This is a genomic window from Mameliella sp. AT18 (assembly GCF_028807275.1).
Classification (GTDB): Bacteria; Pseudomonadota; Alphaproteobacteria; order Rhodobacterales; family Rhodobacteraceae; genus Antarctobacter; species Antarctobacter albus.
Map to the genome: position 1 here is coordinate 1 of NZ_JARAMO010000230.1, position 13,813 is coordinate 13,813.

Here is a 13,813-nt window from a genome sequence, read left to right on the forward strand (position 1 = left end):
GACGGCGGGATCAGGATGCCCAGCGTGCCGCCGGCCATGATCGAGCCCATCGCGATCTTGGGATCGTACTGGCGCTTCAGCATCGCCGGCAGAGCGATGATCCCCATCGTCACGACCGCAGCCCCGATCACGCCGACCATCGCCGCAAGGATCGTCGAGGCGATGATGGTGGCCGAGGCCAGCCCCCCCTTCACCCCGCCGAGGACCTTGTAGATCACGTCGAACATGTCGTTGATGATCCCTGCCCTCTCCAGCATCGCGGCCATGAAGATGAACAGGGGGATCGCCGAAAGCTGATAGTTGGTCATCAGCGGGAAGATCCGGCTGGGCACGATGTTCAGCGCCCGCGCATCCCCGAGGACAAAGAGGAAGACACAAGCCAGCCCCCCGGTGACGAAGGCCAGCGGCAGGCCCGCCATGAGCAGCGCCAGAAGGCTGCCGAACATGATGAGCGTCAGCCACTCGATTCCGATTTCGATACCCATTGCCTCAGTTCCCCCGCGCGATTTCACGGATGTCTTTCGAGACCTTCGAGATGCCCTGCAGCACCAGCAAAAGCCCACCCATCACCATGACCCATTTCATCGGCCACAGCGGCACTTCCCACTCGTTGAAGCTGATCTCGCCCCAGCGGATGTTCGGATCGGTCCATTGATCGAGGCCAAAGCCGCCGACCATCTCGCCAAAGGAGATCTGGCCGCGCGCCCAGTCCGAAACCACCGCGTTGCCGGAGGGCACCGCGATCGCGTCCATCGCAAAGATCCAGGACGTCACCAGCAGCGTGCCGGCGAAGATGAAGAAAAAGATCGAGGTCAGGAGATCGACCCAGGCCTTTTTCGGCCTGGTCAGCGGTGCATAGAAGATGTCGACCCGCACATGGCTTTCGGTCAGCATCGCGTAGGCGCCCGCGATCAGGTATTGCATCCCGAACATCAGGTACATCGCTTCGTGCGCCCAGTTCGTCGGCGAGCCGAAGACATAGCGCGCGATCACCTCGTAATAGTAGACAAAGACCGCGATCACCGCCCAGTAGGCGACGAACTCGCCGCAGAAAAGCGACAGCCGGTCGATCCAGTTCTGGGCATAGTCGCTGTCATGCTTGGGCCCCTCCTCGGCCTCGGCGGCCAGCAGGGCCTTTTCCGCGTCCGACAGTTCCTCGTGCGCGGGCAGCGCATCGTTCGCGCGCCGCACCAACATTGGCATCAGCACGAAATCGAGCGCAAGCAGGGCAAGGATGAGATACAGCCCGTAGCCCGCCGCGTTGTCCCAGAAGGCGCGCGTGGCAGCAGCCTCGTCGCGCAGGGGCGTGACGTCCTCCTGCGTCGCGCGGGCCTCGGTCAGGCGTTCCTCGCCCTTGGCGACGGTGTCCTGCGCCCTTTGCAGACGGCGCTCTGCACTGCGCTTGGCAAAGCTGCCTTCCTCGGCCTCGTCAAAGGTGGCCTGAAGGTCGGCCATTCCGGCGCGCGCCTCTTCGACCCGGCTCTCTTCGCGATCGAGGACGCGTTGCGCGACGCGCAGCTGGTTTTCATAGTCCGACAGGACCGAACGTGCATCCTGCGTCTGCCCGTTGGCAAAAAGGATGAACAGGAAGATCGGGATATAGACCAGTCCCAGCATGTTCTTGAGATAGAACCGATGCAGGCCGATGATCCCGCCGGTAACCCCGATCATGTAGGCCAGTGGCAGGGTATAGCGTTTCTCGGCCTGCTGGGGGCGTCGCGACAGCACCATCGCGATGATGGGAAAGACGATCAGCCCCACCCAGTAGAGCCAATGTGGAAGCGTGAAGCTGAGACCGGGCATTGACGGTCCTCATGGTTTGGCATGACAAGGAAAGCGCCCGGCACACATCTGGCGCCGGGCGGAAACGATCTGTGCGGTCGGACCGATCAGAGCTTGAGTTCAAGCCCCTGGGTCAGAGCCGGATCCACATAGCCCAACGAGCCGGACAACATGTAATCCAGCTGGATCTTGAAGACGCGGGCGGCCTGCGGATCGCGGTTGGCGTAGTCGAACCAGACCGGAACGGCGACCTCTGTCATCAGCTCCACGTCGTCCTGCGTCAGGCGCGTAACCTCGGTGCCGTCGGCCTCGAACTTGGCCCAGGCGTCCTGGTCGGCCTTCTGGATCGCGGCATGGTGCATGTCGGAATAGACATGGGTTTCCATTTCGACGAACTGCTTCATCTGCGGGCTCAGCGCGTCCCAGGCGGCCTGGCCCACGGTGATGTCCATGATGTCGACCGGCTGGTACAGCGACATGAATCCCGGAGGGCCCATCACGATGTAATCGGTCACCTGGCTGAAGCCGAGCGCATAGTTGACCGCCGGGCCCACGTAGTCGGCCACGTCGATGGTGCCCTTTTCCAGCGCCGGGAAAATCTCCGAGCCGGGCAGAACCGTGGTTTCGGCGCCGATCTGGGTAAAGATCTCGGCCACCATGCCGCCGGGCAGGCGCATCTTGCGGCCCGCGAAATCGTCGATCGACCGGATCGGCACCTTGGAGTGGATGATGTTCGGGCCGTGATGGACGGGCCCCACGAAATGCATACCCTGCGCGGCGTAAAGTTCGCGCGCGATGTCGATGCCGCCGAGTCCGTAATAGAACACGTCGAATTCATGCGGATTGCGCAGGCCCAACGGGATCGAGGTCAGGAAAGTCGCCGCCGGGATGATCCCCTGGGCGTAGATCGTGAAGGGGTTCACGGCATCCAGAACACCGTTCTTGACGGCATCGTACAGCTGAAAGTCGCCCACGACGTCATTTGCGCCAAAGGGCTGGAACGCCAGTTCCCCGCCGGTCTTTTCCTCGATGGTTGCGCACCAGTCCTTGAAAATCTGCAGGCCAGCGCCGCCGGGCCAGCTGGTCTGGATTTTCCAGGTGGTGGTCTGGCCCTGCGCCGTTGCGAGATGCGGGGCTGCAAGGGTTGCCGCGCCGGCACCAGCCAAAGTGCGCAGCGCTGCGCGCCGCGTTGAGATATTGCGTGTCATCTTCGTCCTCCCGTTTATCCGAGCCCCCGATCATGACGGAACCAGGCGCCCTAGGGGCAATTCTAGGGTTGCCCCGCCAAATTGGTAATATTTTCTTTCCGAAACCGCAAAGAAATCTTCGACACATTCAGAGTCTCATAGGTATAGTCAGGCCTCGGCAAGGGCTGACACGCCGACCTTGACGGAAAAAATACTCAGTCCCGGGACCTTGGCCCTGCCCTGCTACGCCACGCGCGCCCGGCAAAGACAACTTGCCCGGATCGGCACGTCTGCCCGGGCCAGGGCGACGTCGAGGGCCGCCTTGATATGGGTACGCTCCACCGTCTCGCCGCGTCGGGTTAGGCATTCGTCCAGCCCATGCAGTGCCCAGACGTTGCGCGGATGCTGGCTTGGCCGGGGCAAGGCACCGTCAAGCCCAAGGTCGGCACGATAGACCGCCTCGGCCTCTGCGTAGCGCCCGGCATCCATCAGCAAGGCGCCCAGCGCATGCCGCGTCGGTTGCGGCCAGGACCAGGGCTCCTCATATTGCAGCCCGTCATCCAGGGCGACCGCCTCACGCAGGAAGGCCAGTCCCTCCTCGCAGCGTCCGGCCTTGTAGGCGATCTCGCCCAGCATCATCTGCTCGGCCACGGCCAGAACGTCGCGCGCGGTGTTGTTGAACAGCATCCGTTCCTCGGGAACCAGGGCATAGGCATCGACAAAGGCCCGTATCGCAACTTCTGCCGCGTCGTGTCGGCCCAGGTTGGCCAGCGCAACGGCCCGCGCATAAAGGATCAGCGCGTTGGTTGTCGTGTAAAGCTCGGTATCCTCGGGCAATTCCAGGTCCAGCACTTCGGACCACATGCCGAAGCGTATATAGACATGCGGCAGGGCCGCCACGAAGGTCTCGAACAGGTCGGGATAGACACGCACCACCTCGTCCGGCACCTCGGCACGCAAGCGTTTGGCCGCGTCCAGCGCCGCCGCCTTCTGCCCCAGGAACATCGCCCCGTAGAGCGCGAAATGCAGGTTGTGAATGCGGTAGAGCGCGTAGAAATTCGCGGCCCCCGACCGCAACTTGAAGGTCTCGTCGACCCTTGCCGCGGCAAGGTTGCGCGACAGCACGTTCTGGTAATCGCCGCACAGCACGTCGATGTGGGTCGCCATGTGCACAAGGTGCCCCGCGTCCGGCACCAGCCCCGTCAGGCGGTCTCCGTGGCGCAGCGCCCGTTCCGGATGCGGCGACATTTCCATCAGGTGAATGTACATGTGCAGCAACCCGGGATGATCCCAGGCGCCCGGCACCTGGTCAAAGGCCCTCTCCAGCACCGCCATCGCCTCGGAGGTCGAAGCCTCGGGGTTCGGCACGCCGCGATGAAAGTCCCACAGCTGCCAGGGCGTGCGGTTCATCATCGCCTCGGCGTACACGAAGGTGACATCCAGATCGTCGGGAAACTGAGCATAGACCGGCTGCATCGCGGAGGAAAACCCGTCGTTGAACGGCTGGTAATCCTCGATGTATGGGTCCTGCGGATAGCGCGCGGCAAGCGCCCCCAGCAGGGCCCGTTCGACCGGCGCCGCCCCATGCAGAGCCAGCCCGGCGGCCAGCGCCGCATGGGCGCGGGCCAGGGCCGGCGCCTTTTCCTCGGGGGTAAAGACCTCCCAAGGCTTGTTGTAGTTCGGCCCGATGGCATAGGCGATGCCCCAATGGGCCAAGGCGCAGGCCGGGTCGGCCGTCAGCGCCTTTTCGAAACACAGGATCGCCTCTTCGTGGTTGTAGGCAAAAAGCCAGACCAAGCCCCGGTCGAGCCAAAGCTGTGCCTCTGGAGCGGTCGCGACCGGACGGCCATAAGTTCCCAGGTCATAATAGTCCGACATGCCATCCCCCTTTTTCCCCAGGACCATCCTAGCAGATTTTCCGGAACACCGGGCAAAGACCCGCCCTGGCCGCCCGACAAAAAAATTTCGCAATCTGACACGACCTCGCCAAGGACGCGGGCAGGTGATGCGTCGTAGACTCGGAACACGGCCTTTAAGCCGTCCGCGAATGACGAGGAGTCGACGACCATGACCAAATCCATTTTCCTGCCCGCCCTGCTGGCAACCACCTGTCTTGTTTCCACCGCCCTTGCCTCTCCGCAGATCACCCGGATCGAACTGGGACAGGCCGGGATCGCCCGCTACACATTCATTGCGCCGACAGAGGGCAACACGCTGTCCTTCGACGTGCCGATGCGCGATTCCGATGACGTTCTGGCCTCGCTTGTGGTGCGCGATCCCTCGGGCGGCGTCATCGACCTGCAGACCGACACCCCCGGCAGCAGTCTGGCCGCGCTGGCGGACACCATCTTTGCCGGCGGCGTGCCGCGCACGACAGAGGGGCTGGTGCGCGCGATGATCGGCGAGACGCTGGAAGTCACCACCGCGCGCGGCGCCTTTACCGGCCGCATCATGGGCGTGGGCGAAACCCAGATCGTCGAAGAGGGCAAGGACGTCACGCGCACCACCGTCCTGATGCTGACCGAGGACGGGGTGCAGGACATCGTCCTGACCCCCGGTGCGCAGGTCACCTTTTCCGAGGATGTCGCCGCGCAACTGGCCCGCGCGATGGACGCCGACCGGCGCGACAGCAAGACCCGGCGTTTCGACCTGACGCTGGAGGCAGCGGATGCCCGCGATGTGCACCTGTCCTACGTGACAGAGGTCGCGGCCTGGAAGAATTCCTGGCGGCTTCTCCTGGACGAAGGCCGGTTCCAGGGCTGGGCCACGGTCGAGAATGTCTCGGGGCAGGATTGGGACGACGTGGCGCTGACGCTGACCACCGGCTCTCCCGTGGCCTACCGGCGCGAACTGATCGACCCTCTGTATATTGCGCGCAACGATCCGCCCTCGGGCCCGCGCCCGGTCACGGTTGCCCCCGACCGGGGCGTCAGGGCGCTTGCCGCCCCCGCCGCCGAAGCCGCCTATGCCCCCGTGGTCAAGGAAATGCTGGCGCTCGACCTTGCCAAACCCTCTGGCACCGCACGCGCGGGTGAGGTGCTGAGCGGCGCCGGCATCCTGCGTTATGCCATGCCACAGCCCGTCGACCTGGAAGATGGGCGCACCGCGAACCTGATGTATTTCGACATGGCGATCGAGCCCGAGATCCGCGCGCTGTACCGTCCGCAGAAGACCGGCAACCAGGTCCTGATGGCCGCTTCGCTGCAGGCGGACCAGGCACTGGCGCCGGGTCTGGTCTCTGTTCAGGATGCGAACGGCTTTGTGGGCGATGCGCCCTTCACCGGCATGCTGGCCGGGCAAAGCCGCCTGTTGCCCTTTGCCGAGGCCACGGGCGCCACGGTCAACACCGACCGCCGCCAGACCCAGCGCATTTCCGCGATGATTTCCGGCGGGGAACAGGTGACTGTCAACCTGATCACCCTGCGCACCACGCGGTATGACGCCACCGTGCCGGAGGAAGCGACGCTCTTTTCAGTCGAACATCCCGGCGGCTTCGGTGAACTCGACAGCGCGCCGGGCAAGGTGGAACAGGGTGACGGTTTCATCCGCGTGACCGTGCCAGTCGAGGCGGGCGAAGTCTCGCTGGACGTCGTGGAACGGTCGGTCAGCCGCCGGCAGTATTCGCTGGACTCGGGGGATTTTGAACGGCTGGTGCTGGACGTGCGCGCCGGGCGGATCGCCGTCGATGCGGCCCTGAGCGAAAGCTTTGACAGCGCGCATGACCTCTTGCGCCGCGCCCGCGCGATCGAGCAGGAGATCACCTCCCTGGAAGACCGCCAGCGCGAACTGTCGAGCGAACAGGGCCGCCTGCGTGCAAACCTCGACGCGGTCGAGGTCGAGACCCTGCGCAACCGCTACATCGAGGCTCTGGACAGCACCGAGACGGAAATTGTCGCGGCAGCGGACAAGCTGGACGAGTTGCGTGGCGAGTTGCGGACGGTTGGGACCGACCTGATCGCACTCTTCGATCCCAAGTAAGGCAATCCGGCTGCCGGGCTCATACAGGTCCGGCAGCCGCCATTCGGGGTTCAGCCACGCCCGGCGACGCTGTCCTGATAGCGATCGAGGTCCGCGATCAGCGCCTGGCCGACGGGCACCTCCATCCGGGCGCAGAACTCTGCCCAGACCGCGCCATAGGGCAGATCCTTCAGCTCTTCGGTCAGCATGAAACGACGGCTGAAATCCAGCGCGTTTTCCGCCCCTTTCAGAGTGTCCATCGGCAAGAGCAGCGCCCGCAACAGCGCCTTTTGCATGTTGCGTGTGCCGATCACCCAGGCCGCGGTGCGGCTGATCGTGGCGTCGAAGAAGTCCAGCCCGATATGCGTGCGCCCCAGCAGGTCACAGGCCACCAGTTCCTGCGCCATCGCCAGGATGTCATCGCTTTGCAGGATGACGTGATCGCTGTCCCAGCGCATCGGGCGCGAAACGTGCAGCAGGATCTCATCCACCGACAGAGCGACCGATGACAGCTTGTCCGCGATGTTCTCGGTCGGGTGGAAATGACCCATGTCGAGGCACAAGAGCGTGCCCCTGCGGGTGGCATAGCCCAGGTAGAATTCATGACTGCCGACGGTGAAGGCCTCGACCCCGATCCCGAACAGCTTGCTTTCGACGGCGTCCAGCATCTGCGCCCGGTCCTGCGGGTCGGCCAGAATGGCATCCAGCGAGGATTGCAGCCGTTGCCTCGCCGCCATCCGGTCGATGGGATGATCCTTCATCCCGTCCGGGACCCAGATATTGTTGACGCAGGGACTACCCAGCTCGGCCCCCATGCGCGCGGCGATCTCACGCGTGCGGCGTCCGTGTTCGATCCAGAAATCGCGGATGCCCGCATCCGGATGCGCCAGCGTCAGGTTGTCGTCCGCCTTGGCATGGGCAAAGAAGGTCGGGTTGAAATCCAGCCCCAGCCCGCTGTCCCTGGCCCAGTCCACCCAGGGGGTAAAATGGCGGTATTCGATCGCGTCGCGGTCCGGGCTTTCGTCCGTGTCCATGTACATCGCGTGCAGGTTCAGCCGGTGGCGCCCCGGGATCCTGGAAAAGGCGAAATCCAGGTCCGCACGCAGCTCGTCCGGGGTGCGGGCACGACCTGGATAATTCCCGGTGGCCTGGATGCCGCCACCGGATGCGCCGGTCTTGGCCTCGAAACCCACGACATCGTCGCCCTGCCAGCAGTGGACCGAAATGGCGATGTCTTTCAGCCGCTCTATCGCTGTCTCGGTTTCGACACCCCAGTCGGCGAAGGCGGCGCGGGCGCTTTCGTATTGGCTCATGGTATCCTCCCATTGCGACCCGGCAGAGGCTGGCCCTGCCGGATCTGTCCTCAGCGCGGGAACGCCTGCACGTTGCCGGCGTCCACGTTCAGGATGTTGCCCGTCGACTTGGCCGAGGTATCGGCGGCGAAGAAATAGCAGGCCTCGGCGATGTCTTCCGGCAGGACGGAGCGTTTGAGCATCGAGCGGTTGCGGTACATCTCTTCGAGTCCCTCCTTGTCGGTGCCGTAGGTTGCCGCGCGCTGTTCCAGCCACTCGCCTTCCCAGATCTTCGACCCGCGCAACACCGCATCGGGGTTGACCACGTTGACCCGGATTCCCGCCTCGGCGCCTTCCAGTGCCAGGCAGCGCGCCAGGTGGATTTCAGATGCCTTTGCCGTGCAATAGGCAGAGGCATTGGGAGAGGCCGCCAGCCCGTTCTTGGAGGCGACAAAGACGATGGAACCGCCCAGTCCCTGCGTCCGCATCAGGCCGAACGCCTCCCGGCTGACGAGGAAATAGCCAGTGCTCAGGATCTCCATGTTCCTGTTCCACAACGCCAGAGAGGTCTTTTCGACCGGCGCGGACGAGGCGATGCCCGCGTTGGACACCAGGATGTCAGTGCCGCCGAACTCGACCGACGCAGCGGCAAAGGCCTGCGCCACCGCCTCTTCGCGGGTCACATCCATGACGACGCTGCGCACCACGTCCCCGCCGAACTGCTTTTCAAGCTGCGCGCGCGTGGCCTCCAGCGCCTTGGCGTCGACATCGGCCAGCACCACGCAGGCGCCCTCGGACAGGTAGCGGGCCGCCGTTGCCGCGCCGATTCCCCCTGCCCCGCCCGTGACCAGTGCGATCCGGCCTGCCAGCGATTTCGGCTTGGGCATCCGCTGCAGCTTGGCCTCTTCGAGCAGCCAGTACTCGATGTCAAAGGCCTCTTGTTCGGGCAGCCCCTGGTAGGTGCTGATGGCCGAGGCGCCGCGCATGACGTTGATCGCGTTGACATAGAACTCGCCCGAGATCCGCGCCGTCGCCTTGTCCTTGGCAAAGGTGATCATGCCGACGCCGGGCACCAGGTAGACAACCGCGTTCGGATCGCGCATCGCCGGGCTATCATCGCGTTTGCAGCGGTCGTAGTAGGCGGCATAATCGGCGCGATAGGCCTCGATCTGCTCCGGCAGGCTTTCCAGCACCGTGTCCAGGTTGCCCTTGGCCGGGTCGTAATCGACCACGAAGGGACGGATCTTGGTCCGCAGGAAATGGTCCGGGCACGAGGTGCCCAAGGCCGCCAGCGGCGCCATATCCTGCGCGTTGACGAATTCCAGCACCGCGTCGCTGTCGTTGAAATGGCCAACCATGTGCTGGTTGCCCGAGACAAAACCGCGAATGGCGGGCATCAGCCGCGCGGCGACCGTGCGGCGCTGCTCTGCCGCGAGCGACTGGTACTTTGCACCGCCGAAGGCCGGCACATCCTTGGTCTTGTCTGCCAGCCACTCTGTCGCCGCGTTGATCACGTCGATTGTCGTGTCGTAACAGGTCCTGGCATCATCCGCCCAGGTGAACAGCCCGTGGCTTTCCAGAACCACGCCGTCGGCCCCGGGGTTCTCGAGGCAGAATTTCTCCAGCCACAGGCCCAATTCATAGCCGGGCCGCTTCCACGGCAACCAGCCGATACGGTTGCCAAAGATCTCCTGCGTCAGCTCACGCGAGTTTTCCGAAGCGGCAATGGCGATGATGGCGTCCGCGTGGACGTGATCAACGTGTTTGCGCGGTACATAAGCGTGCAAAGGCGTGTCGATGGAGGCCGCGCGCGAGTTCAATCGGAAGGTGCAATGCGGCAGGTAACCCACCATCTCGTCCTCGTGCTCGACACCGCGATAGAGCGACTTCAGCGCCTGCAGCTTGTCCATGTAGAGCGTGGCGAAACCGTCCATCTTTATCGAGCCGATATCCCCGCCCGATCCCTTGACCCAGAGCACCTCTACCTGCTCGCCGCTCAGCGGATCGGTCTCCATGACCTTGGCCGAGGTATTGCCGCCGCCATAGTTGGTCACGCGCTTGTCGGCGCCCAGGATGTTCGAGCGGTACAGCAACAGCTCCGATTCGCTCATCCCCTGCGCCTCAGCCGCATCCCAGCGATTTTCCAGAAGATGATTGTCCACGGTTTTCAACATCTTGTCCTCCCGACGGGCGCACCGGCGCCGCTGTAAATCTGATCGGGATGCTGAGCGGATTGCGCCAAATTGTCAATCATATCCAATCATAAATAACCATAATGCGCCGCATAATGATCGATGTTGAGTGTTTTTGATTGACGAACGCGGCGAATCCACGCAATCTTCATCGCCAAGGAGGAGCCGATGCACGAGAAAGAACGCCACAGGATCATTCTCTCTGCCGTGCAGGATCGCCCGGTCGTGACCGTCGTCGACCTGTGCAACCTGACAGAGGCGTCCGAGGCAACGATCCGGCGCGACATCGCCACGCTTCACATGCAGAAGAAACTGCGCCGTGTGCGCGGCGGGGCCGAAGCCCTGACACCACCGCCCTTCGTGGGACTTGCCGGGCGGCCCTTCTCGGTCAACCAGACATTGCGCATCAAACAGAAGCAGGCCATCGCCCGGGCGGCGGTCGAACTCTGCGAGGACGGCGACTCGATCATCATCAACGGTGGCACCACGACCTTTCAGATGGTGCACCCGCTGGCCAGCCGCCGTTGCCAGGTCTTCACCAACTCCTTTCCCATCGCGGAACACCTGCTCAAGCATTCCAAGAACATGGTGATGTTGTCCGGCGGGATGATCTACCGCGAACAGAACATCGTCCTGTCGCCCTTCGACAACGATGTAACGCGCAATTTCTGGGCCCGGCGCATGTTCATGGGCGCGCAGGGGCTGGGACCCATCGGGTTGATGGAAGCCGACCCACTGCTGATCCAGGCCGAACAGAAACTGATCGGCCAGGCGGACGAGCTGGTGGTGCTGGTCGACAGCACCAAGTTCGACAACCGCTCCAGCCTCGTGCTTTGCGCGCTCGACCGGATCGACACGGTCATCACCGACGAGGGCATATCCGACAAGGCCGCCGCCATGCTGGAGGCGGCGGATGTTTCACTGATCGTCGCCCAGTCCGGCGCCGCGACACAGGAAGACGAGGCCGCGTCGTAGCGGCCCGCAAGACAAACGATTTCGATCAAGGGAGGAATAACAATGATCCGTCGTACCTTTACCAAGCTGCTCGCGGGGGCCACGCTGGCCACCGGGCTGATGGGCACCTCGGCGCTGGCACAGGACGATCCGGTGCGCATCGCGCTGGTGGTCAAGGCCCTGGGCATCGGCTTTTTCGAAGCCGCGGCCAAGGGCGCCGAAGAGGCCGCCGCCGACCTCGGCAACACCGAGATCATCTACACCGGCCCGACCGACACCACGGCCGAGGCGCAGATCCAGGTCATCAACTCGCTGATCGCGCAGGGCGTCGATGCCATCGCGGTCTCTGCCAACGATCCCGATGCGCTGGTGCCGGTCCTGAAAAAGGCCATGCAGCGCGGCATCACCGTGATTTCCTGGGACTCGGGCGTGGCACCGGAAGGCCGCCAGATGCACCTGAACCCCTCGTCCAACCCGCTGATCGGCAACATGATCATCAAGCTGGCCGCCGATGAGCTGCCCGATGGCGGCAAGGTTGCCCTGCTCTCGGCCACCACCACCTCGACCAACCAGAACATCTGGATCGACGAGATGAAGAAGGTCATGGGCGACTATCCGGGCATCGAGCTGGTGGCGACCGTCTATGGCGACGACCTCGCCGACAAGTCCTACCGCGAGGCGCAGGGCCTGATGCAGAAATACCCTGACCTCGACGCGATCATCGCGCCGACCTCGGTCGGTATCGTGGCCGCAGCACAGGCGGTCGTGGACGCCGGCAAGGTGGGTCAGGTCAACGTGACCGGCCTGGGCCTGCCGTCAGAAATGGCCGGAGCCATCGACAGCGGCGCCTCCAAGTCCTTTGCGATCTGGAACCCGATCGACCTGGGCTATTCCGCCACGATGATCGCCCATGCGCTGGCAAGCGGCGACGCCACGGCGGAACCGGGCGCGGAAATACCGATGGGCCGCATGGGCAGCGTCACGCTGGACGACGACAATGCCGGGGCGATGGCCGATCCCTTCGTCTACGACAGCTCGAACATCGACGACTTCAAGTCGATCTTCTGATCGCCTCCCCACCCGGGGCAATCCACCGGGGGGCCACATGCCCCCCGGTTCATCCGAAAAATCACACCGAACACGCGCAGGCCAACCGCGACACCGCGGCCTGCGGCAGGGGAGGTCATGGGATGCTGATGCAGGCAGGCACCGACGACAGCGCACAGACCCTTACGGGCCCGGTCCTGTCGCTCGACGGGATCACCAAGACTTTTCCCGGGGTCAAGGCGCTGGACGAGATACGGCTGGATCTGCACCCGGGCCAGGTCACGGCGCTTGTCGGCGAAAATGGCGCGGGGAAGTCCACGGTCGTCAAGATCCTGACGGGAATCTACCAGCCCGACGGCGGGGAAATCCGGGTCGATGGCAGCGCCCGCCGCTTTCCCAGCCCGCAGGATGCGGCGGATGCGGGCATCACCGCCATTCACCAGGAAACCGTCCTGTTCGACGAGCTTACGGTGGCCGAGAACATCTTTCTGGGCCACGCCCCGCGCAACCGCTGGGGCCTGATCGACTGGCCCCGGATGCGCCGCGAGGCCGAAACGATCCTGCGCGGCATCGGCGCCCAGGTCGATCCCGATCATCCGTTGCGCGATCTCGGCATCGCGAACAAGCACCTTGTCGCCATCGCCCGCGCCCTGTCCATCGACGCCCGCGTGGTCATCATGGACGAACCCACGGCCGCCCTGTCGCACAAGGAAATCGAAGAGCTGTACGAGCTGGTCGAAACACTCAAGGCACAGGGCAAGGCGATCCTCTTCATCAGCCACAAGTTCGACGAGATCTTCCGCATCGCCGACCGCTATACCGTGTTCCGCGACGGCCAGTTCGTCGGCGCGGGGCTGATCGCGGACGTGACAGAGGCCGACCTGGTCAAGATGATGGTCGGTCGCGAGGTCAGCCAGATCTTCCCCAAGCGCAGCCCCAGCATCGGCGAAGAGGTGCTGCAGGTCGCGGGATACACCCACCCGACCGAATTCGCCGACATCGGCTTTCGCCTGAACCGGGGCGAGATCCTCGGGTTCTACGGATTGGTCGGCGCCGGCCGGTCGGAATTCATGCAGGCGCTGTTCGGGATCACGAAACCGTCCAAGGGTGTCACGAAGATCGACGGCAAGATCCGGGTGATCCGATCACCCGCCGACGCGGTGGCCAACGGCATCGTCTATGTCCCCGAGGACCGGGGAAAGCAGGGCGCCATCACCGCCTTGCCGATTTTTCAGAACGTCACCCTGCCCTCGCTGGCGCGCACCTCGCGCAGGGGGTTCCTGCAGCTGGCCGAGGAATTCAAGCTGGCCCGCGAATACACCCGGCGACTGGATCTGCGCGCGGCCTCGCTGGATACGCCGGTGGGCAACCTGTCGGGCGGCAACCAGCAGAAGGTGGTGAT

The 13,813-nt window shown here is 64.0% G+C and carries 10 protein-coding genes; 4 read left to right on the forward strand and 6 right to left on the reverse strand.

Annotation, left to right across the window (positions count from 1 at the left end):
- From PVW46_RS20540 to PVW46_RS20555, 4 genes are all read right to left on the reverse strand, one after another.
- Nucleotides 1-485 (reverse strand): TRAP transporter large permease subunit (locus PVW46_RS20540; RefSeq protein WP_274577363.1); only part of this gene is annotated, 485 nt, incomplete at its 3' end.
- A 4-nt stretch (nucleotides 486-489) separates the two neighbouring features.
- The gene (locus PVW46_RS20545; RefSeq protein WP_069208410.1) at nucleotides 490-1,803 is read right to left on the reverse strand and encodes a TRAP transporter small permease subunit; all 1,314 of its coding nucleotides are present in this window, start codon (nucleotides 1,801-1,803) and stop codon (nucleotides 490-492) included.
- An 86-nt stretch (nucleotides 1,804-1,889) separates the two neighbouring features.
- Nucleotides 1,890-2,990: a TRAP transporter substrate-binding protein DctP gene (dctP, locus tag PVW46_RS20550; protein ID WP_043145453.1), complete on the reverse strand. Its 1,101-nt coding sequence runs from the start codon at nucleotides 2,988-2,990 to the stop codon at nucleotides 1,890-1,892.
- Nucleotides 2,991-3,212: 222 nt separating this feature from the next.
- A complete protein-coding gene (locus PVW46_RS20555; protein WP_069208411.1) occupies nucleotides 3,213-4,847 on the reverse strand; it encodes a tetratricopeptide repeat protein in 1,635 nt (544 codons plus the stop codon).
- A gap of 189 nt (nucleotides 4,848-5,036) precedes the next feature.
- On the opposite strand from PVW46_RS20555, the gene PVW46_RS20560 reads away from it, so the two are divergent.
- On the forward strand, nucleotides 5,037-6,947 hold the full coding sequence (locus tag PVW46_RS20560) for a hypothetical protein (RefSeq protein WP_069208412.1): 1,911 nt from the start codon (nucleotides 5,037-5,039) through the stop codon (nucleotides 6,945-6,947).
- Nucleotides 6,948-6,997: 50 nt separating this feature from the next.
- Here PVW46_RS20560 and PVW46_RS20565 read toward each other — a convergent pair whose 3' ends face one another.
- A complete protein-coding gene (locus PVW46_RS20565; protein ID WP_069208413.1) occupies nucleotides 6,998-8,239 on the reverse strand; it encodes an L-rhamnose isomerase in 1,242 nt (413 codons plus the stop codon).
- A 50-nt stretch (nucleotides 8,240-8,289) separates the two neighbouring features.
- Nucleotides 8,290-10,392: a bifunctional rhamnulose-1-phosphate aldolase/short-chain dehydrogenase gene (locus PVW46_RS20570; RefSeq protein WP_069208414.1), complete on the reverse strand. Its 2,103-nt coding sequence runs from the start codon at nucleotides 10,390-10,392 to the stop codon at nucleotides 8,290-8,292.
- Nucleotides 10,393-10,578: 186 nt separating this feature from the next.
- Here PVW46_RS20570 and PVW46_RS20575 point away from each other — a divergent pair, with 186 nt between their 5' ends.
- The 3 genes from PVW46_RS20575 to PVW46_RS20585 all read left to right on the forward strand — a co-directional run.
- Nucleotides 10,579-11,385, forward strand: coding sequence for a DeoR/GlpR family DNA-binding transcription regulator (locus tag PVW46_RS20575; RefSeq protein WP_069208415.1), 807 nt, complete (start codon nucleotides 10,579-10,581; stop codon nucleotides 11,383-11,385).
- 42 nt (nucleotides 11,386-11,427) lie between these two features.
- The gene (gene rhaS / locus PVW46_RS20580) at nucleotides 11,428-12,432 is read left to right on the forward strand and encodes a rhamnose ABC transporter substrate-binding protein (protein WP_043145460.1); all 1,005 of its coding nucleotides are present in this window, start codon (nucleotides 11,428-11,430) and stop codon (nucleotides 12,430-12,432) included.
- A 122-nt stretch (nucleotides 12,433-12,554) separates the two neighbouring features.
- Nucleotides 12,555-13,813: sugar ABC transporter ATP-binding protein (locus PVW46_RS20585; protein WP_274577365.1), on the forward strand; the 1,259-nt coding region annotated here is incomplete at its 3' end.